Annotated in this window: 15 protein-coding genes; all 15 read left to right on the top strand. The window is 38.8% G+C overall.

Features of this window, described 5'->3' with window-relative positions; genetic code table 11:
• Positions 1 to 188: 188 nt before the first annotated feature.
• The 15 genes from FR7_RS24065 (at position 189) to FR7_RS20405 (ending at position 21,444) form a co-directional block, all read left to right on the top strand.
• Positions 189 to 389: a transposase gene (locus tag FR7_RS24065; RefSeq protein ID WP_017531511.1), complete on the top strand. Its 201-nt coding sequence runs from the start codon at positions 189 to 191 to the stop codon at positions 387 to 389.
• A gap of 254 nt (positions 390 to 643) precedes the next feature.
• Positions 644 to 1,036 (top strand): hypothetical protein, encoded by a 393-nt coding sequence (locus FR7_RS24060; RefSeq protein ID WP_202817059.1) that lies wholly within the window; start codon positions 644 to 646, stop codon positions 1,034 to 1,036.
• Positions 1,037 to 1,415: 379 nt separating this feature from the next.
• Positions 1,416 to 2,192 carry a hypothetical protein gene (locus FR7_RS20465; RefSeq protein WP_007932578.1) on the top strand — a complete coding sequence of 259 codons (777 nt, stop codon included), beginning with the start codon at positions 1,416 to 1,418 and terminating at the stop codon, positions 2,190 to 2,192.
• Between the two features lie 23 nt (positions 2,193 to 2,215).
• Positions 2,216 to 2,941, top strand: a complete 726-nt coding sequence (locus tag FR7_RS20460; protein ID WP_007932577.1) for a hypothetical protein — start codon at positions 2,216 to 2,218, stop codon at positions 2,939 to 2,941.
• Between the two features lie 456 nt (positions 2,942 to 3,397).
• Positions 3,398 to 4,426 carry a DUF3829 domain-containing protein gene (locus FR7_RS20455; protein WP_007932575.1) on the top strand — a complete coding sequence of 343 codons (1,029 nt, stop codon included), beginning with the start codon at positions 3,398 to 3,400 and terminating at the stop codon, positions 4,424 to 4,426.
• A gap of 153 nt (positions 4,427 to 4,579) precedes the next feature.
• The gene (locus FR7_RS20450) at positions 4,580 to 5,014 is read left to right on the top strand and encodes a hypothetical protein (RefSeq protein WP_007932566.1); all 435 of its coding nucleotides are present in this window, start codon (positions 4,580 to 4,582) and stop codon (positions 5,012 to 5,014) included.
• Between the two features lie 188 nt (positions 5,015 to 5,202).
• Positions 5,203 to 6,315, top strand: a complete 1,113-nt coding sequence (locus tag FR7_RS20445; RefSeq protein ID WP_007932565.1) for a M48 family metallopeptidase — start codon at positions 5,203 to 5,205, stop codon at positions 6,313 to 6,315.
• A gap of 822 nt (positions 6,316 to 7,137) precedes the next feature.
• Positions 7,138 to 7,596: a chemotaxis protein CheX gene (locus tag FR7_RS20440; protein ID WP_007932563.1), complete on the top strand. Its 459-nt coding sequence runs from the start codon at positions 7,138 to 7,140 to the stop codon at positions 7,594 to 7,596.
• A gap of 720 nt (positions 7,597 to 8,316) precedes the next feature.
• Positions 8,317 to 10,350, top strand: a complete 2,034-nt coding sequence (locus tag FR7_RS20435; RefSeq protein WP_007932562.1) for a methyl-accepting chemotaxis protein — start codon at positions 8,317 to 8,319, stop codon at positions 10,348 to 10,350.
• Between the two features lie 262 nt (positions 10,351 to 10,612).
• On the top strand, positions 10,613 to 12,361 hold the full coding sequence (locus FR7_RS20430; RefSeq protein WP_007932561.1) for an ABC transporter ATP-binding protein: 1,749 nt from the start codon (positions 10,613 to 10,615) through the stop codon (positions 12,359 to 12,361).
• Positions 12,362 to 12,673: 312 nt separating this feature from the next.
• Positions 12,674 to 14,044, top strand: a complete 1,371-nt coding sequence (locus FR7_RS20425; protein WP_007932560.1) for a sodium-dependent transporter — start codon at positions 12,674 to 12,676, stop codon at positions 14,042 to 14,044.
• 276 nt (positions 14,045 to 14,320) lie between these two features.
• The gene (locus FR7_RS20420; protein ID WP_007932559.1) at positions 14,321 to 16,066 is read left to right on the top strand and encodes a sigma-54-dependent Fis family transcriptional regulator; all 1,746 of its coding nucleotides are present in this window, start codon (positions 14,321 to 14,323) and stop codon (positions 16,064 to 16,066) included.
• Positions 16,067 to 16,384: 318 nt separating this feature from the next.
• Positions 16,385 to 17,791 (top strand): GntP family permease, encoded by a 1,407-nt coding sequence (locus tag FR7_RS20415; protein ID WP_007932557.1) that lies wholly within the window; start codon positions 16,385 to 16,387, stop codon positions 17,789 to 17,791.
• A gap of 41 nt (positions 17,792 to 17,832) precedes the next feature.
• Positions 17,833 to 19,389, top strand: a complete 1,557-nt coding sequence (locus FR7_RS20410; protein ID WP_007932556.1) for an acyl CoA:acetate/3-ketoacid CoA transferase — start codon at positions 17,833 to 17,835, stop codon at positions 19,387 to 19,389.
• 153 nt (positions 19,390 to 19,542) lie between these two features.
• Entirely contained in the window at positions 19,543 to 21,444 is a 1,902-nt protein-coding gene (locus FR7_RS20405) for an ABC-F family ATP-binding cassette domain-containing protein (protein ID WP_007932555.1), read from the top strand.
• The last annotated feature ends 115 nt before the right edge of the window (positions 21,445 to 21,559 follow it).

Below are 21,559 nucleotides of genomic sequence, written 5' to 3'. Positions count from 1 at the left end.
AAAAATTTTGTGCGTAGATAGTTTCAAGGCTCAACTTGCAGTATTTTACTACTTGTTGAGCCTTTATTCGCGCAAAACTTCCGATGAACCCTGGAAGGTCATGGGGTCAGGCTTGAGTTATTTGGAAAATTGACTTATATTAAATGATCTGTTAATCTGAGATAAAGTAAGATTGGCAGGTGGAAATGATGGCAAGAAAGCCAAGAGTGCATTACGATGGTGCACTCTATCATGTAATAGCCAGGGGAAATAATCGAGCAAATGTATTTGAAACAGATGAAAAAAAAGAAAAGTATCTAGAAATCTTAGCAGACTATAAAGAACGATATGACTTTCAATTGTACGCTTATGTGATTATGGACAATCACTCCACTTACTGCTTCAAGTAGGAAAAAATCCATTGGCAAAAATTATGCAAGGTATTCAACAGAGATATACGCAGTATTACAATTGGCACTGTAAACACAGCGGGCATGTATTTGAACAGCGCTACAAGGCCTTCTTATGCGAGAATGAGAGCTATTTAATGGCTCTTATATATTATATACATCAGAATCCAATACGGGCAAACATACCAGAGGGAATCAATCATAGATGGAGTAGTCATAAATCATATATTAGAAGAGCACAGGGGTTAGTAAATGTGGAATTTATATTGAATATATTGAGTTCCAATCATGATGAGGCAATGGAGCAATACCTAAATTTAGTGGAGATAGTAGTTGATAAACCGAAATATAAAGATGAAAGCGTAGAAGTAAACGAAGATCAGAAAACTCTCATAAAAGCAGAAATAAAAAGAACACGGATAGAACTAACGTGGGAGCAGCTAGTAGAAATGATCACTATAGAGAAACAAGTGAATCAAGAGCAGTTGCTAGGAAAGTGTCGAATACGGCAGGTGGTGGCAGCCAGAAAACGACTGATTTATGAAGTGATAGAGAGAAATCTAATGACAAGAACGCAGTTAGCCAAAGTCTTACAGATTGATCCAGCGAATATTACAAGGATTTGGCAAGAGTTACTTGACAGTTAGAAGGTGATAAGTCAATTTTACATATAACTCAAGCCTGACCCCGATTACCACTATTACCGTCTTTACCTCTAAAGGTTAGACGGTTCTTTTTTTGTTGAATGTATTTCAATATATTTGGGAATCTATACCTTTTGCTAGATGCAATGACTTTTAAAACGATTTATCCTATAAAAAAGAGCATTAGAGTAGAGCAAGATAAATCCAAAAAGACGAATTCTGTCATTAGCAATATCCAGATGGAGTAAGTAAAGGATTGTTAAAAAAGGCTGATAAGACGAATCCACCGTCCCTGCGTCTCCGGTGAAAATGATTTGTGGGAAAATAACTTCTTTGATGGAATGAAATAGTCTTGGAGAACAACGAATGAAGGAGTCCTTACATGTTTATTGATAAATTTCCTAAATTCGCCCCTGGACGAGTGCTGAAACATGATATGCTCGGTATTTTAAGAGACTATCCCAGAGACTATGTGAATATACTCTACAGCAATTATGCTGACGGGGTTATCGCAGGCTGCGGTATGATTGTCAACACCGATAGCCTTAGCATAGCACCTGGTCTTGTCCGCCATCGAGGCACTCTTTATACGCTCCAGCAAAGCATTGCAGTGCCCTATACCGCTACAGGGCAGGATACCATCATAAAAATCAGCTTCGGCAGAGCAAAAGAAAGTGATGACTATACCATTATGAACGGCGATATCCTGGCCACTCCCGGTCTGAAAATGGCAGAAAATGAGATGGAACTGTGCCGCTTCAAACTAAAAGTAGGTGCCAGACTGCGGGACGACTATCAAGACTTTGCCGATTTCGATACGGAATACGATACGGTAAATATCATCAGCGTACCTTTTTCCGCTCCCTATGAATACACCCTATCACCCATTATTACCAGAAGATTTGCCGAAGAAGCCTTTCGGCATCGCCCCATCCATCCCTTCGATTATACCTTCATTGGCCAATGTGCCCAAGGAGAACCCGTGGCCCGCCTGCTCATTACTGCCTACACCGCCGCCAGACTGAATATCGTAACCAAAGAAAGTACCAACCTGGATATACACCGCCATCTAACCAGAATTTTGGATGATATAAAGCAAGGCAAAGACATGGCTTCCAATCTGGGAAGAGGCGGTGGGCGGAGAATATTGGTGGACTAAAATAACCCAAAAGAGGTGTCTACATGTTAAAAGCAATACAGGAAAGAGAATTTAGTTTTAGTGATGTGATAGCCAATGGATGGTCAGTGTACTCTCAGCAGTTTAAAGCCATTGTCATGATTACGCTGATTGTATACATCCCTATCAACATTATTTTGTATATGGTGGCTGGATACATGAACAGTTTTCAGGATTTTATGAACGTAATCAAAATCCTGGAAGGATTATTCGGTGTGATTGCAATGATGGGGATTGCCGTGGTTGTTGATCATGCAATTCAAAACAATGATAATCTGCCGATTAGTTGGGGGGCAGCGCTAAGCAAAGCTTTTTCCCGGTGGGGCAGTTGTTTAACAACCAGTATCTTAGGCGGAATTATCATTTTGGGGTTAACATTCTTACTTATAATACCTGGCGTAATCTGGTCTATATACTATATTTTTATTGTACAAATTGTTGCCTTACGCGAGCTGGGCGGAAAAACAGCCCTTAATTACAGTAAGTCACTAGTCAAAGGACGCTGGTGGAAAACCTTTGGCATCATGTTTGTCCTTGCCTTAATCAATGGAGGAATTGGCTTTGGAATCGGTTATCTATCCACCTCCTTGCCTGGCACTATCAGCATCATTACCGATACCCTGATCGACATCATTGCTGCATTTTACACCGTTGCTACGACCATTCTGTTTCTCAATCTGGATTACGTGAGTGTTGAACCTAAGAAAATAGAAATTATGCTGGATCTGTAGGCATTGTGAGGGCTTGGGCCTGTGAAGCCCGGGCTATTCGATTGTCGCTTCTTCTATAAAGAGATAGAAACGATACTTTAGGTGTCTACGAAACGGGGATTGCCGTATTATCGGAAAATTTATTTTAAAGTATAAACTAGGGGTGTATTATAAATAAACGTGGTGAAAATTGTTCAAGCGAGTGTTTCAGTTCATCGAGCCTCATTGCTTCCCGAGTAAAAGACTACGTTTTGTCTGACTGACAAAAACGTAGTCTTTTGCTTTTGAGAAGTATACTAAAATTTAATGTTTTTAGTGAAAAATGTCGATATCTACACCTTTTAGGGGAGGTAATGATTCCCAAAATGGTTTATCCTAACAGTAAGCATTAGAAAAAGAGAGAAAAATGGGGTAATGAAATGGGAAACTAGCAGACCGAAGAAGGAAATTTACTAATAAAGGGGAATGCGGATTGAAATGAAAATAAGAGTAGTTCTAATTTGTATTTGTATGAGCCTATTATTAACGGCTTGTTCAAATATCTCAAATACCTTGAGCAATAGCAGCACAAAGGGGGATGATATAAAGAAGTTTAATTCCTATATCGAACTTTTAAATTTTAAACAGGGCTGGTTAAGCGGTGTTGCTAAGTTCTATTTTAATGAATTTGGTACAGGCGAAGAAATAAATATAAAAAAAGAATTTAGCGGTTTTATATTGTTTCCGACGGCGGAAAGAGAAGGGGAAAAAAGTCTTTATGGGTTTCATAAGGAGCGCCACACCAAGCTGCCACGCAAATATCAGGCGGATAGACCTAGCTATGGAGAAATTGACGATAAAATGCTAACGTTATGCGATAAGACAGATGCATTTATTGAGCTATATTTTAAAGATGTTACTTTATATTATGCCAATAAAGAGTATGAAAAGGACAATTTTGCCAAAGGACGTGAACTTCATAAAAAGATGGTTTTAAGTTATAGAGAGTTGTCAGAGGCAGCTGATGATTTCTCAACTGCATTTTATCCGAAAATGGTTGAACATGAAGGCGCAGAATTACCTGGTCTTAAGAAAAAAGGATTTAACATACACTATTATGCACTAAGTGTATTATTAAGCGGGAGAGAAATAAGCCATATGTTTGATACGTTAGAAAGCGGAGGAAAAGACTTCTTAGAGGCTGATTTGGCACAATATGAAGAAGTGTACAATAAATTCAACTCAAATGTATCAGAATTGAAAAAGATCTATAAAGACAAAGATCAACTGAAAAAAGAGGGGTATTCGGCAGACCAAGTCCCATTTTTAAACCAATTTGTAAAAACTACCGAAGGAATGCAAACAGCGGCGACAGACACCCTGAACATGATTAAAGCAGGGACTACTGAAGTTAAAAATGAAAATACCGGAAAATTTACCACTGGCGGACGCAGCTATCCTGTAGGCGAATTCAGACGCCGCTTGGGGCAGCTTGTTGATGAATATAATAATAGTATATCTGAATAAGAGGACAATCAAATAACGTAAGTTATATGCAATGAAATCATCATATTGTACGGAGGAGATAAAATGGATTCTGAAACAACTAATCAAGATGGAGTACTGGAAATAGAGCGTCGATCATTAAACGAGGCTACGATTCAGTCATATAAATAGGAAATGAGAGAAAAGCAAGATATTTACAAAGGCATTATAGGGGGAGGTATTGCAGCTTTTGTTGGGGCTATTACATGGGCAGTGATTACGGAGATGACGGGCTATCAGATAGGCTGGATGGCCGTGGGTGTCGGTCTTCTTGTTGGCTATAGTGTAAGAATAATGGGTAAAGGTGTTGATATAGTTTTTGGCGTGGTTGGTGCAATTTTGGCATTAATAGGATGTCTCGGGGGAAATATTCTTACCGTGGCTTTTGATATTTCTAGCAATCATGGTACTCCCATACTATCTGTAATTTCCCAAATGAATGTTCAAGTTTTGATAAATATAATAGAAAAAACATTTAGCCCTATGGATTTATTGTTTTATGGGTTAGCAATTTATGAAGGCTTTAAGTATTCTATCATCCAAATCGAAGTGGAAGAAAAGAAAGACTGATAAGTTTGGTATAGCTAGTTGTTTTTTGATGACTAAAAAAATAGATTTCTATTGCTTTTCTTTAAAAATGCTGGGAATCTATACCTTTTAGCAGAGGCAATAATTCGCAAAATGTTTTATCCTAGATAAAGGAAGCAGCTGCGGCTATTGTTTAATTTAGCAAAAAAATAAAAAGAGGTGTTATTCAATTGGATATAAGAACTTTTTTTCGTAAGGCAGTGTTGGGGACAGGGATTTTGACTCTTTGTTTTTCACTGGCTACAGGTTTGTTTCATCCAACAAAAACTGAAGCCATTAATATTGGTAAACTCGGAGGCACAGTGGTTAGTACTGCTAAGCAACAAGACGAGATAAAAAAATCTCTTGACCACTATGAAAATGATGGACGAAATGAACTTTTTGAACAACTTAAAGCATCGGAAGGTGTAAACGAAGATCCTGATTTTAATGCAACACTTGCCAGCATTATGACAAGACTGACAAGTACGATTGCTAAAACTGAGCCATCAATACAAGACAAGCCATACAATTATTTTATTAACCCCCAAACGGCATTCAATGCATTTTGCAGCCTGGGGCATAATGTTTCTGTCAATGTTGGTGTATTTTCCTTTTTCGATAATAACGAAGATAAGATAGCAGCTGTTGTTGCTCACGAACTGGTCCACGGACAAAAGAACCATCCTATAAATGGTGCTAAAAAGAAATTGACAGTCGATTTTGTCCAAAAGGTTGCTGGTTCACAAGTGAGTGGCGGCAGCAAATTAGCTGTTGATGTAGTGGCTACCAATACCAAGGCGGTTGGCATAACCAAGCCGAATGAATGGGAATCTGATAATATCGCTTTTTCCTATATCACTGATGCTGGTTACAATCCTGGCGCTCCGGCAGCAGTATGGCAGCGTGTAATCGATAAAATGAGTAGTGGTGGTTCAAAAGGTCTTTTTGATGATCTTCTAAATCCTTCCACCCATCCAGGGGAAAAAGAAAGACGTGATAATTATTCTAAAAAGCTGACTGAGTACAGCAATAAGAAAGTCACTGTCAATGCTGTTACTGGTGAAATCAAAATAAACAACAAATCCTTTATGAAACCAGCTGCATTCGCCAATATGAGTGGGATTGAACGCAGCTATCTGATCGCTGGCAATCTGGCTGCTGCTTATCATAATAATGAATCTCTCGCGCAAGCTCGTAATGACAATGGTGTAATAAGACTTGGCGAGCAAGCGATCGTGCAGCCTTGCCCTGCTGATATAGGCGCAGATGAAATTGTAAGAATTCTAAATGAAATAAAATAATCTCAAAACTGCTTTTATTTTATAAAGAATGATCTGAAAAACAAGATAAAGGGACAGTTCCTAAGTAAAAGATACCCCGAAGTTTTACCGGACTTCGGGGTATCTTTTTTGAAAGTTTTTGGCACAGTACGAAAGGATCGGTACCTTATGGCATTCTATTGGACGGTGGATATTGGATTGGTAAATATATCGCTGTTTTACTCAAAGGTGGCAATTCCCAGAGTTACTGCTTTATGTATGGGGTTGCAATAATCTTCCGTCTATTGTGTAGTAACCTGGATGATACGTTACTCTGCCGTTTTTTATCAGATGTATATATCTGCCATCAGGAGTTAGGCCCTTTAATGTACGACTAAGAAAAATAGAACTCTTAGGGATGTGGCCTATGCATGCTTTCGTAGTATTTGGTGAATTTGTCAAACAACCACAGACAGCGCTAAGCATTTAGAGTCCTCCTTATGAATATCGGATTTTAATGATAAAAATAATTAAGATAGTTCTAACCGCATAATGTATTGTACGAGTGTAGTGCCAAGAATATAACTCTTTTTACTCGAGGGAGTTCAAAAATATCCGTCTATATGCCCCAAATAGTAGGGTACAGGCGGATATTTTTTGTTATTTATTCAACCTATTTTGAAGATCTATACCTTTTAGAAGAGGTAATAATTTTTCAAATGAGTTATTCTAACAGTAAGGATGATTTTATATCCCTCTATTGTTAGTTTTTAGGTTTAATATGTTTGCTCGTAAATAATATAGAGCTGTTTATAAAGTTGAAAAATCTAATATAAATGTACTACATAATGGGAGGACGGTAGTTTGGATGCTAAATTTATTAACCCTTTTTTAAGTGCTTTTATAGGCGTGGTGCCTAAAGTCGGATTTACAAACATTGTGAGAGGAAAAATCTTTACGAAAGAACAATTTGTTGATAATCTAGGTGTTAGTGTACAAGTTGGTATGAACAGTCAAAGTGATGGAAATATCATTTTTAATATGACTGAACAAACGGCTAAAACGATTTCATCAGTGATGTTGAGGCGGGCTACGACGGGGGAGCTTGATGAGATGGCTGAAAGTGCAATTTGTGAGCTGGTCAACATGATTGTTTCTCATGCATCTACGTCTTTAAATCAGATTGGATTTACCGTGAAAATCAATCCGCCCTCATTTCTTCAAGGGAATGGGAAAGTTGCAGTGTGTAATAGTACGTATATTGCGGTTGAAATGATTGTAGACAATTGCCCCATAGAAATGGCCATTGGTCTTAATGCTTGATAAATAGTAATAAAACAGAGCGAAGCAATCTCCTAGCAAGAAGGGGATTGCTTCGCTCTGTTTACAGATCTCTAAAAGGATTCAAATGCTTTCGTCTTATTTAAAAGATATTTATGTTAATGTAGTATAAAGTCAGTTTCCTGTGATAGAAAATGGGGCTAAACCCTTGCTCTAAAAGAGCAGAGCGTTTCATATGTTAAAGATGTAACATAATAGAATTGTGTTACAAACAATAATATAAATACGCTTTTTTCTAGATAAATCCTTTTTTCTTACAAATTTTATAATAATTTACAAATATTTTTAAAGAATATGGCGAATAATGTAATCAGTAAAGTTAGCTCACTCATTTAATGTGTTAGATTGCAGTTCACTTAGAGAAATTATTGAGGTTTTTAATTCATTATGATATAAACATCCTTATATATTGTTAGTATTTATTAGATTTACATAAGAGTTGGTAATGTAACATAATTCTATTATGTTACATTACCAACTTTTTCATATGCGTTTTTAGGTCATTTCCTGTGTACATAGTATGAATGTGAAGTCCTAAATGTTTATTATATTACATTCATCATCTACAAAGAAATGGGGGTGATTGGTCAAGGTTATATATCAAATGCATAATACTGGTGATACCTAAGAATTACTGTGATCAGGCTATGCTGTAAATTTTGAGAAACAAAATATTATTATGTGTAAAGTGAGGCTCAGCTTATGAAAGTAACCAGTATTCAAACTCGATTTTTAATTATGCTGCTTCCCTTATTTATTTTGTCATTTGGATTATTATCTAGTGTTAGTTATTATTTATCAAACAAATATTTGATTCATAGTGTAAATGAAACGGCAGCTTCAATTGGAACGGATTATGCTAATAAGATACAATTCGACTTACAAGAAAAGTTAATTCGATTAGATGATCTTGCCAATACCCAGCGTATTAAAAATGGGACGAATAAGACCGAGATTGTTCAAGCATTGGCAGAAACCCAAAAGCGCATAGGTTATTTTGATGTTGTCTTTTTTGTTTCACTAGACGGATCAGGGGTTCTTTCTGACAGCTCTACAGCTCAATATGGTGACCGGGATTATTATAAGAAGGTACTTTCTACCCAAAAGCCTGTTATTTCAGACCCCTTAGTCTCCCGTACAACGGGCAAACTATCTGTAGTTATAGCTACACCTGTTCTTAATAATGGTCAATTGGCAGGAGTTATAGGAGGGACCTATTCATTAGACAGACTAACAGAGTTAGTAAAAGATATAAGGTTTAAAGACACTGGTTATGGATTTCTGACAGATCATTTAGGTACTGTTATTGCATATCCGAAAAACCCAGAAATGATTGGTAAACTAAAATTGAATGAAAAGCAAATTAATCCCCAACTTAATTTGCCGGTGAAAGAATTAGATGAACGCTTACTATCCTTGTTTAAAACCGTAAACGAAAAGGGTACGCAGATGGAGGGATTGTATAGTTTTATTGATAATGTTACAAAGATGGGAGTTTTTACGCCTGTTTTATTGCCTGATGGATCCAAATGGGTTATGACAGTGGCAGCGCCAGAGACAGAAGTGAACCAAGAAATTACTACATTGGCGTACATGATGATTGCTATTTCAATTGCAAGTATTATTATCGCCATCTTATTTATCATATTTTTAAGCAAGCGTTTTGCAAAACCTATTCAGGTCATTCGAGATGAATGTTTGATATTAACAGATGGAGATCTTAGTGAACAAGAGATTCAAGTCTTTTCCCATGATGAAATTGGTCAGTTAGCAAAAGGCTTTCGAGATATGCGGGGTAATTTACGTGTTTTGGTTACCAATGTAAAATCCCAGGCGGAGCACGTAGCGGCTTCAAGTGAAGAACTAACCGCCAGTGCGAGTCATTCAGCAGATGCCGCTAATCAAATAGCGGCTTCAATTACTGATATTGCTCATGGTACGGAAAAACAGGTAAATTCAGCAGATCGTATTGCTGCTGTGGCACGGCAAATGTCGACTAACACAGAACAGATATTAACAACGACCCAAGGCGTATCTGAGATTGCTATACATGCTTCTCAAGAGGCAGAGAAAGGAAAACAGTCTGTTGAGCAAGCAATTGTTCAAATGCAAGATATCAGTCATGGTTCGGCAGCGGTGCAAAGTGCAATTACGGAGCTTGCCGCAGGATCCCAGGAAATTAGTGAGATGGTAAATCTGATTTCAACTATCGCCAGTCAAACGAATCTATTAGCATTAAATGCTGCCATTGAAGCTGCAAGAGCAGGGGAGCACGGAAGAGGCTTCGCTGTGGTGGCAGAAGAAGTTCGAAAGCTGGCAGAGCAGTCTAATCAAGCCACTCAGCAGATTGGAGCTGTGATTCAAAAAAATCAAGTTAACATGGAGCAGGCTGTTGCTGCTTCTCAATCTGGCTTGGAACGGGTAAAGGATGGAATTGTCGTTATTAACTCTGCGGGAGAGATGTTTACCATTATCGTGGAGTCTATTATTCAATTTTCTCAGCAGATAAAAGAAATATCCGAGGCCATTCAGCAGATCGTTGATGGCAGCCAGACCTTGGTAGGATCGATTCAGGAAATTGAAATTGTAAGCAAAGAGAATGCGGCAGAAACCCAGACGATTTCCGCTGCAACAGAAGAGCAATCTGCATCCATGCAGGAAATTGCTTCTGCCAGTCACAGTTTAGCCTCTTTGGCCAGTACGCTGCAAGAGGGGGTTGCAAAATTCCGAGTCTAATTCCGAATATGTAAAATATAAGAATCCCTAAGGTAAACAAATCTCAACCCTAGATAAGAAGTACTTTATGTAAATTATAAAATACTTCTATCTAGGGTTGAGACGTTTATTTTGAAATATTAGCACTAACAATATAATATAGCATGATTCACTCACGTATTCATTGGAAAGATTGATTTAAAAGATGTTATACTATATGGAGAAATATAACAGGTCAACAGCAATTTGATTGTAGCCTCGTCGATTAAAGGAGATTTTTCAGATGTTCATTTTAAAGAAGTTTATTCAATATTATAAGCCCTATCAGTTCTTATTCTATATGGATATGGTTTGTGCATTAACCATGTCCATGATTGATCTTGCATTTCCGCAAATTTTAAACCTCCTTACCAAAGGTTTATTTACCCAAAGTTCAGCCGAGATTTTGCATGGGATTGGTTATGTTGGTGGGGGGTTAATTGTGATGTACCTCATTCGCTATGGCTGCCAATACTATATTACCTCCTGGGGACATGTAATGGGGGCTCGAATGGAGAGCGATATGAGACAGGATTTATTCGATCATTTGCAGCGTCTTCCATTTTCTTATTACGATAAAAATAATACAGGGGAAATGATGTCCAAACTGGTTTCAGATTTGTTTGATATCTCAGAGCTGGCACACCATGGACCGGAAAACTTATTTATTTCCATATTAAAGATAATTGGTTCTTTCGCGCTGCTAATGCTGATTCATGTGAAAATGACATTGATTCTCCTATGCGTTACGATGATCATGGTAGTTTTCAGTGTTTATCAAAACCGAAAGCTGAAGGCTATTTTTATGGATAATCGAAAGAAAATTGCCAATGTGAACTCTCGGGTACAAGATAGTCTCTCTGGTATTCGTGTAGTCAAATCCTTTGCCAATGAGGAGATCGAAAGCGAAAAGTTTAAAAGCAGCAACGTTGAGTTTTTAGATTCTAAAGAAACTGGTTACAAAATAATGGGCAGTTTTCATGCAGGAAACAATTTCTTTGAAGGATTGCTTTATGTAACAGTACTGGTCTTTGGCGGTGTCTTTATTGCCAATGGTACGATGCAGCTCACGGACCTGGCGGTTTATGCTCTATACATTGGCATCTTTATTAATCCTCTTGATGTACTTATTAATTTTACCGAACAGTTTCAAAAAGGCTACGCTGGTTTTAAGCGTTTTGTTGATGTACTGCAGACGGAACCGGAAATTGTGGATAAAGAGGATGCAATATCTCTTACCAATGTACGTGGTGAGATCGCATTCAAGGATGTTTCTTTTTATTATGACAAAACTACTGAAGTGCTGGAAAAGGTGACAATATCGATAGAAGCTGGAAAAACCGTAGCTTTAGTTGGTCCATCTGGAGGAGGTAAGACGACCCTTTGTTCTTTGCTGCCCCGCTTTTACGATGTGACAGAGGGTTCTGTGACAATTGACGGCAAGGATGTTCGTGACGTTACGCTGAAGTCTCTGCGAAGTAACATCGGAATTGTCCAACAGGACGTGTATATGTTTGCTGGCAGTGTGCGGGACAATATCTCTTATGGCAAGCCTAAGGCTGCTGAGGAGGAAATTATTAAGGCAGCCAAGAATGCCAACATTCACGATTTTATTATGAGTCTTGATTATGGCTATGACACCTATGTAGGAGAACGAGGAGTTCGTCTTTCCGGTGGACAGAAGCAGCGCCTGGCGATTGCACGTGTCTTTTTAAAGAATCCTAAAATTTTAATTTTGGATGAGGCTACTTCCGCTTTAGATAATGAGAGCGAGCGTCATATTCAAGCATCATTAGAGCAGCTTTCCAAGGATCGAACGACCATTGTCATTGCCCACAGGTTAAGCACAATACGAAATGCGGATGAAATTATTGTGATTAATGATCGGGGCATTCAGGAACGGGGAAATCATGAAACGCTGCTGCTGCAAGATGGACTTTATGCCAAGTATTATAATATGCAGTTCGAAGGATTAGAGGAGCTAAACAAATAAGTTAGCATGAAAGGGAAGATCAGCGTAATGTTCATAGAGGTTAACATATTCTTTGTGAAGAGGAGGAATATGTTAACCTATTTTTATTTAGTCTGGAAATCAAAAGTAAGTTTCAAAATGAAAAATGTATGTTATTATATATACTGTTATGCTCGTAAATAACTACACAAAGAGACTTAGCAATAGAGTCGTTTGTAATGTGTGAATATTACAAAAATAACTTAAAAGAGTGTGAAATTTTCTTGTTTTGTAAACTTGCAGTCATAACGAAAGGACTAATGATTAGAGCAAATAAAAAATAGGAGTGAAGTCATGGGTGTAGTTAAAAAAAGAGAAACATTTTCTTCAGGGTTAGCAGTGTTTTTTGCAACACTAGGATCAGCAGTAGGGTTAGGTAATATTTGGAAGTTTCCTTACTTAACAGGACAAAATGGCGGCGGCGCTTTCTTATTAGTCTATTTTTGCTGTATTTTATTTGTTGGTTTACCGATTATGCTCAGTGAGTTTTACATTGGAAGGAAAACTAGGAAGAATGCTGTAGGTGCCTTGGAAGAGTTAAAACCCGGTACCCCTTGGAAGAACATTGGGATTATGGGCGTTGCGTCCTCTTATCTGATTATGTTTTTTTACAGCTGTGTAGCTGGATGGGTATATTATTATTTATTTAAAGCAATTTCGGGAGATTTTGTTAACGTTACCATGGAGACAGCTAAGACCCAATTTGGTGATGTGATTATGGGGCCATTGTCACCTATTTTATGGCAGTTCATTGTAATTGCTGTAGTAGCCGGTATTTTAACAATGGGTGTAAAAAAAGGGATTGAAAAGATTACCAAGACATTAATGCCATTATTATTTATTCTGATTATTATTTGTGATATTCGTGCTTTGACCTTACCGGGAGCTGCAGAGGGGATTCAATTTTTATTTCATGTTGATTTTGGACAATTATCAGCTGCGGCTATATTAGCAGCCTTAGGACTGGCTTTCTTTAAATTATCCCTTGGTATGGGCACGATGATGACTTATAGCAGTTATTTTACAGAAGAGAACAATATGTTTAGTATGGCAGTTAAAGTGGCTTTATCTGATACATTAGTATCCATGTTAGCAGGTTTAGCGATATTCCCAACTGTATTTTCTTTTGGTATGGAGCCTACGGCTGGGCCTGGATTGCTCTTTATGACCATACCTTTGGTATTTTCTCAAATGCCTTTTGGCAATCTATTATTAATTGCCTTTTTCTTTTTAACGGCTATTGCCGCGACGACTGCCATGTTATCATTGGTAGAAGTGCCTGTGGCGTATTTATCTGAGGAGAAGGGCATGTCGCGAAAAGGCGCAGCAATTCTGACAGCAGTAATTATGTTTATAGTAGGTATTTTAGCAACCTTATCGGTTGACAAGACCAGTATGTTGGGGCATATTACCTTCTTTGGGCTCGGTTTTTTTGATTTATTTGACTATATTTCTTCTAATGTTTTTATGCCATTGGGCGGATTATTGATTGCCTTATTAATGGGATATTCGATAAAGCGTGAAGACGTAGTCGCTGAATTATCCAATCATGGAAAGTTAAAAATTGCAGGATTGGTCAATGTATACTTCTTGCTGATTCGTTATGTAACTCCCGTATTACTGATTGTAGTCTTCTTGAATGCCATTGGGATACTAAAAATGTAGAGTTTAATGCTGGATACCCCCCTCTGATCCTAGATATAATATCGGATCAGAGGGGGGTATAGATAGAATCATGAACTGCGTAGAAAAATTGAATTTAATTTGCTATAATGGTTTCAAACGTATTCTTGTAACTAGACGATAAAGATTGCCTTTCATTGTGAAAAAAATTACGTATACATGCATTGCATGTTAAATAAACCCTACGAATTTCAATTATTATCATAATATTGCAAAAATAGCATGATGACGATTGAAAAAGGTGAGAGGAGTGTGAATATGCAGTTCATGATTGAAGACTTTCATGCAACTCTAAATTCGATAAACAATGGGATTGTCGTGGTTGATAAAAAAGGAATCATAATCTTCATGAATCAATGGGCAGAAATGATTATTGGCCTTAAAAGTACTGCGGCTATTGGATGTATAGTGGATAATATTCTTCCGGATAATCGATTAGTAAGAGTAATAGAAACGGGGGCTGCCGAATTCAATCAACGGTTTCAAATCGGTATGACTCATGTCTTGATGAACTCGACGCCAATATGGAAAGAAAAGCGGATTATCGGTGCAATCGCAGTCTTTCAGGAAATTACTGAGCTTAGTAAAGTGGCTGCTGAGTTAGAAGAAGTAACAAAGCTAAAATGTACGCTGCAATATGTTTTGGAAAGCATTGAAGAAGGGATTGTGGTGGTAGATAAGCAGGGAATTATTACTATGATGAATCCGGCGTATTATGCTGTTTTGGATAAAAAGCCCCATGAGGTGATTGGCAAAAAGGTAACAGAAGTGATTCCCAATACCCAATTGCATGAGGTTATCGAAAATGGAAAAGGGGAAATGAATGTAATACAGAAAATGAATGGTAATAACTGTATTGTTTCCCGCATTCCCATTGTAAAAAATGATGAAATTATTTGTGCTGTTGGTCATGTCGTATTTAAAGATATCAAGGATTTGAAGCGACTGGCTAATGAAATCAGCCATCTCCAGCATGAGCTTGAATATTATAAGGAAAGACTGCGAAAGACGTTAGGTGGCAAGTATACATTTGGAGATATTATTGGAGAAACTAAAAAGATTGAAGAGGTTAAGCATATTGCTCAAAGAACGGCTAAAGGCGGTTCAACTGTACTGATTTTGGGAGAAAGCGGCACGGGGAAGGAGCTCTTTGCACATGCCATTCATAATGGGAGTTCTCGCTGCCAAGGGCCATTTATTAAAGTGAATTGTGCGGCAATACCAGAAAATTTGTTGGAATCAGAGTTGTTTGGTTACGAAGAAGGTGCGTTTTCTGGAGCGAGAAAAGGTGGTAAGCCTGGCAAGATGGAACTTGCCAACGGAGGCACGCTCTTTTTGGATGAAGTTGGTGATATGCCCCTTGGTATGCAAGTGAAATTATTGCGGGTGCTGCAAGAATGGGAAATTGAAAGAATTGGCGGAACTAAGACCATTAAGCTGGATATACGGGTGATTACTGCTACGAACAAAGATTTGGAAGCGTTGGCGGCTAGTGGGCATTTCCGGCAAGACTTGTACTATCGTTTGAACATCGTTTCCATCCAGATTCCGCCGCTGAGGGATCATAAGGAGGATATTCCTTTATTGTGTGAGGTCTTGCTCAGAAAGATTAGTTTGAAATTGGAACGCTTTGTTGACTGTATATCGCCAGAAGCTATGAAGGTGCTTAAAGCCTATTCTTGGCCAGGCAATATCCGTGAATTGGAGAATATCTTGGAGCGATCTGTCAACATCATGGAGGAAGGAATCTGTATTTTACCAGAGCATTTAGCCCCTATCATGAGAAAAATACTGAAACCCCAGCACGTAGAAAAGGAATCAACTAGAGCTGAATTAGTTGAAATACGATATGAGGCAGAAAAAAATGCAATTCTAAAAGCACTAGAGGATACTGGTGGTAATAAAAGTAAAGCTGCACTATTGCTACACGTAAATCGGTCTGTTTTTTATGAAAAATTAAAAAAATATGGTATCGGGTATAACTCTCCTGGGAAAAAACGTTAAAAGGCAATGTGTTTACTGGTTGCTATAGACTATTTCTGACTCATGGCTAACTTCCGTTGATGTTATTATGTAACATTACAAAGCGGATTCGTCATGAGTTGTTTTGTTGTGTCTGAAAACCATACATAATTGTCTGTATTTTCAGACAATATCAATGCTATCTTTTCTGCTTAAAGGCGGTTACTTGTCTATGTTTGTTATTATTTTCACTTTGGCATACATCTTGCAACTTACTATAAATGTGAAAGTGGCGTCATGCAAAGAAGGGAGGTTTGGACGTTGTAGTACCAAGTAAAAAAGTATTGGGGGTTTAAGGTTATGGAAGTGATCAGTATTATAGCAAGTCTGATTTTGTTAATTTGCTTTGCTTACCGTGGGTATTCAGTTATTATATTTGCTCCGATATTTGCCTTGCTTGCTGCCAGTATGTCTAGTCTGCCAATCATGCCGGCTTATACCGAACTTTTTATGGCAAAAGGTGTGACCTATATAAAGTCTTTTTTTCCTGTATTCTTGTTGGGAGCCATCTTTGGAAAAATTATGGAGGACACTGGACTGGCTCAAGGTATTGCTCACGCAATTATAAAAGGATTAGGAAGGGAACGTGCTATTCTTGCTGTTACGTTAGCTGGAGCGGTTTTAACGTATGGTGGTGTAAGTATGTTTGTGGTGGTATTTGCGGTGTATCCTTTTGCCGCCGCACTATTTAGAGAAGCGAATATACCAAAACGGCTTATCCCTGCAGCTATCGTTCTTGGTGCATTTACTGCAACGATGGATTCTTTCCCTGGTACTCCTCAAATACAAAATATTATACCCACTAGCTTTTTCGGCACGACGATCTATGCAGCTCCCATATGCGGTATTTTTGGCGGCACGATTTTAATCGGTTCGGGTCTTTTCTATTTAAATCACCGATATAAAACGGCTATTACTAGTGGTGAAGGGTATGGCGAGCATACGATCAATGAGCCTGACATACGCTTAGATACAGAGGTTAAACTACCTTCCTGGTATATTGGGGTTATTCCTCTCTTGGCAGTACTGATTATTAATTTTGTGATGATCAACTTCTTTGCCTGGAATCCGGCGATGCTTGAACCATTTCAAGCAATGAAATTACCAATGGTAGCAGCCAATATTAAAAATGTCATTAGTATTTGGTCACTCATTATTGCTTTGGTCATCGGTATTTTACTTGCCATGGGCTTAGGGTACAAATCGATACCAAAAGGCGGCAGCTTGGCAAAAGCCATGAATGCCGGGGCTATCGGCTCATTACTTGCCATCATGAATACTGCCTCTGAGGTAGGTTACGGTAACGTTATTGCAGCATTACCGGGTTTTAAAGCCATTTCGAGTGCGTTAATGAGTATAAAAATAGGAGGTACACCTTTAGTCTCTGAAGCGGTGACGGTTACTACTCTCGCGGGTGTTACCGGATCAGCATCAGGAGGCATGTCCATTGCATTAGATTTAATGTCAAAAGATTGGCTGGCATGGGCTCAATCCATCGGTATGTCTCCTGAAATTCTACATAGAGTTGCATCGATGGCATCAGGCGGCATGGATACCCTTCCACATAATGGTGCCATCATTACGTTATTGGTGGTCTGTGGATTGACTCATAAACAGGCATACAAAGATATTTTCGCATTAACCCTAATGAAAACGAGTGTCGCATTTATAGTGGTTTTTTTCCACTTACTTACTGGATTATATTAATTAAAAATTTGTGTCGAAAGACACGTACTGAGGTGAAGGATATGGTTAAAATCATTAGTGCACAAGAAGCTGCCAAATTGGTTAAAAGCGGTGCCACTGTTGCAACAAGCGGATTTGTAGGCTGTGGTAATCCAGATGCATTGACTGGAGCAATTGAAGAAAGCTTTCTAAAGGAAAGACTTCCAATTGACCTTACGTTGATATACTGTGCCGGGCAGGGGGACGGTAAGGATCGTGGCGCAAACCACTTTGGACATGAAGGGCTGGTGAAACGGGTAATCGGCGGACACTGGAATCTGGCACCAAAACTCGGTAAACTTGCCGTGGAAAATAAAATTGAAGCCTATAATTTCCCCCAAGGCACTCTTACCCATTGGTTTCGTAATGTTGCCGGACGAAAACCAGGGGTTATTGCGAAGGTGGGTCTGAATACTTTTGTAGATCCCCGGGTGGAAGGCGGTAAGATCAATGACGTTACTAAGGAAGACTTGGTCGAGGTGATTGAGTTAGGAGGTGAAGAGTGGCTTTGGTATAAACCCTTTCCCATTGATGTGGCATTGCTTCGCGGCACTAGTGCGGATAAGAAAGGTAATATTACGATTGAACATGAAGCAGTATCCTTAGAGCTTCTCTCTCTGGCGCAAGCTGCCAAAAACTCAGGCGGTATTGTTATCGTACAAGTAGAACGCATTGTGGAAAATGGCAGCATGCATCCTATGAATGTAAAAGTTCCCGGTATTAACGTGGACTATGTTGTAGTGAATGAAAATCCAGATAATCATGTACAGATCTATGCTGAACCATGCAGCTACAATCCTGCATATTGCGGGGAGGCCCGTGCGCCGCTCTTTACAATTGCCCCTATGGTTCTTGATGAGCGTAAAGTAATTGCACGGCGGGGGGCTATGGAACTTATCCCTAACGCAGCGGTAAATCTGGGAATTGGTGTTCCTGAAGGCATTGCTATGGTGGCAAATGAAGAAGGCATTGGTGATACAATGACGCTTACGGTAGAGTCTGGTCCTGTCGGTGGTCTCCCGGCAGGCGGCTTGGGATTTGGAGCTGCAATGAATGCTGAAGCCATTCTTGACCAGCCATATCAATTTGACTTTTATGACGGCGGTGGTCTGGATTTGGCCTTCCTCGGGTTAGCACAAACCGATCAATATGGAAATATTAATGTTAGTAAATTTAAGGGCCGCGTAGCGGGGTGCGGCGGTTTCATCAATATTACACAAAATACAAAGCGGGTTATATATTGTGGTTCCTTTACTGCAGGTGGACTGAAGGTTAACATTGCCGATGGAAAATTGAAAATTGTTAATGAGGGGAAAGTTAAGAAATTTCTTGACCATGTTGAGCAAATTACCTTTAGTGGTACATATGCACAAAAAACACAACAATCGGTCATGTATATTACCGAACGTGCAGTATTTGAGCTGACAGCAAAAGGCGTAATGCTGACAGAAATAGCACCAGGTGTAGATATTGATAAAGATATTCTGGCACTTATGGATTTCAAACCAATTATTTCGCCAAATATTAAAATGATGGATGAACGTATCTTCCGCGATGAGATTATGGGGATCAAGATTTGAAAATCTGATAAAAAGTCTATGAAGTACAAGGATGTAAGCGTATTGTTGTATAGCGTGCTGTAGTTAGAAGTTAAACTCACCATTTGATTTTGCATACTTGCCATCATTAGGTATAATAGGTATAGTAAGATTTTGTTGGTGAGAGGTATCGTTATGAATATAGTTTCGATTGAAAAGTTATCCAAAAGTTATGGTATGAAAAATTTATTTAGTAATGTTTCTTTTGGTATTGATGAAAATGATAAAATTGGCTTGATTGGTGTGAATGGCACAGGGAAATCTACTTTTTTGAAAGTCATCGCTGGATTGGAAGAAGCGGATGATGGGAAGGTGATGATTGGCAACACCATAGAAGTACAATATCTAGCCCAGAATCCTTCTTTTAATCCTTCAGATACGGTTCTGGATCAGGTGTTTCAGGGGTATTCACCGATCATGAAATTGCTGAGGGAATACCAACAGGTGCTGCTGGCCGCTGAGGATAACCCGAAAGATCAAGGTTTACAAAAACAACTTATTGCACTCAGTCAGCAAATGGATGGTATGAATGGCTGGCAGCTTGAGAGTGAAGCCAAAATCATTTTAACGCAATTAGGTATAACCGATTTTACAGCAAAGGTAGGCACTTTATCTGGTGGGCAGCGTAAACGCATCGCTTTGGCAAGTGCTCTGATTCATCCGGCGGATCTATTAATTTTAGATGAGCCTACCAATCATATCGATAATGATACGGTAGCTTGGTTGGAGGAGTATCTACATAAACGCAAGGGCGCATTGCTGATGATTACTCATGATCGTTATTTTTTAGATCGTGTAGTGAATCGTATCATTGAGCTAGATAAGGGCAATTTATATAGTTACACGGGAAATTACAGTCTGTTCTTGGAACTAAAAATGCAGCGGGAAGCCGACCAAGAGGCAAGTGAAAATAAACGCCAGAATTTACTGCGTAATGAATTGGCATGGATGAGAAGAGGTGCCAGAGCTCGCACTACCAAGCAAAAGGCTCGGATTGAACGCTTTGAGAAGCTATCAGATGAGAAGGTTGATTTAAGCCAGGATCGAGTGGAAATTACAGCAGGTGCCAGTCGTCTAGGACGGAAGATTATTGAAATAGACAATGTGTGTAAATCTTTTGGAGAACGTGCCGTCATCCAGAACTTTAGTTATATTGTACTGCGCAATGATCGGATGGGAATTGTAGGATCCAATGGCAGCGGAAAATCAACCTTACTGAACCTGGTAACGCAAAAATTAAATCCTGATAGTGGTGTGATTGAAATCGGACAGACCGTAAAAATCGGTTATTTCTCCCAGGAAAATACGGACATGGATGAAGAGTTGCGGGTGATTGAATATATCAAAGAAGAGGCCAATTTCATACCTTCTGCCGATGGTGGTATTATTACAGCTTCTCAGATGTTGGAGAGATTTCTCTTTTCTCCAGAGATGCAGTGGACACCCATTCGCAAATTGTCTGGCGGGGAGAAACGCCGCTTGTACTTGCTTCGTATTTTAATGGGATCACCGAATGTATTGTTATTAGATGAGCCTACCAATGATTTGGATATTCAGACGCTGACCATATTAGAAGATTATTTGGATGATTTTCCTGGTGCAGTCATTGCCGTTTCTCATGATCGATATTTCTTAGATCGAGTTGTAGAAAAAGTTTTTGCTTTTGAAAAGGATGGGAGCATTCGGCAATATGTAGGCGGTTATTCAGATTACCAAAGTGCCTTGGCATATGACGAGGAAAAGCAGAATCAGGGAAAAGAGACGAGCAGTGAGCAAACGCAAAGTGAGAGACCAAAAGAGCGTTCTCGGAAGTTTACGTTTAAAGAGCAAAAAGAGTATGAAGAAATTGATGATGTAATTGCTAGTGTGGAAAAGGAGATTCAGATTGTTGGGGCACGTATCAATAATACTGGTAGTAATTTTGCCTTGCTTCAGGAGTTAACAGAAGTGCAGCAGCAACTTGAGAAAAAACTGGAAGAGCTGCTAGAGCGCTGGACCTATTTGAATGAATTGGCTGAAGAAATTGGACAACAGTAAATAGGCTAGGTGTAGAAGTAGAAAAAAGCAATTCAAAATTCTCCCTTTTTGAAGAAACCCTGCAAAATTCTTAATGGAATTTTGCAGGGTTTCATTTACTCTTTGGTTTACAAGT

Source organism: Pelosinus fermentans DSM 17108, from assembly GCF_000271485.2.
Lineage (GTDB): Bacteria > Bacillota > Negativicutes > DSM-13327 > DSM-13327 > Pelosinus > Pelosinus fermentans.
This window is presented reverse-complemented; position numbering and strand designations above follow the sequence as displayed.

Excerpts from the sequence above, each read along its gene's own strand:
- FR7_RS24065 (WP_017531511.1), top strand. The coding sequence starts at position 189 with ATGGCAAGAAAGCCAAGAGTGCATTACGATGGTGCACTCTATCATGTA.
- FR7_RS20465 (WP_007932578.1), top strand. The coding sequence starts at position 1,416 with ATGTTTATTGATAAATTTCCTAAATTCGCCCCTGGACGAGTGCTGAAA.
- FR7_RS20460 (WP_007932577.1), top strand. The coding sequence starts at position 2,216 with ATGTTAAAAGCAATACAGGAAAGAGAATTTAGTTTTAGTGATGTGATA.
- FR7_RS20455 (WP_007932575.1), top strand. The coding sequence starts at position 3,398 with ATGAAAATAAGAGTAGTTCTAATTTGTATTTGTATGAGCCTATTATTA.
- FR7_RS20450 (WP_007932566.1), top strand. The coding sequence starts at position 4,580 with ATGAGAGAAAAGCAAGATATTTACAAAGGCATTATAGGGGGAGGTATT.
- FR7_RS20435 (WP_007932562.1), top strand. The coding sequence starts at position 8,317 with ATGAAAGTAACCAGTATTCAAACTCGATTTTTAATTATGCTGCTTCCC.
- FR7_RS20430 (WP_007932561.1), top strand. The coding sequence starts at position 10,613 with ATGTTCATTTTAAAGAAGTTTATTCAATATTATAAGCCCTATCAGTTC.
- FR7_RS20425 (WP_007932560.1), top strand. The coding sequence starts at position 12,674 with ATGGGTGTAGTTAAAAAAAGAGAAACATTTTCTTCAGGGTTAGCAGTG.
- FR7_RS20420 (WP_007932559.1), top strand. The coding sequence starts at position 14,321 with ATGCAGTTCATGATTGAAGACTTTCATGCAACTCTAAATTCGATAAAC.
- FR7_RS20415 (WP_007932557.1), top strand. The coding sequence starts at position 16,385 with ATGGAAGTGATCAGTATTATAGCAAGTCTGATTTTGTTAATTTGCTTT.
- FR7_RS20410 (WP_007932556.1), top strand. The coding sequence starts at position 17,833 with ATGGTTAAAATCATTAGTGCACAAGAAGCTGCCAAATTGGTTAAAAGC.
- FR7_RS20405 (WP_007932555.1), top strand. The coding sequence starts at position 19,543 with ATGAATATAGTTTCGATTGAAAAGTTATCCAAAAGTTATGGTATGAAA.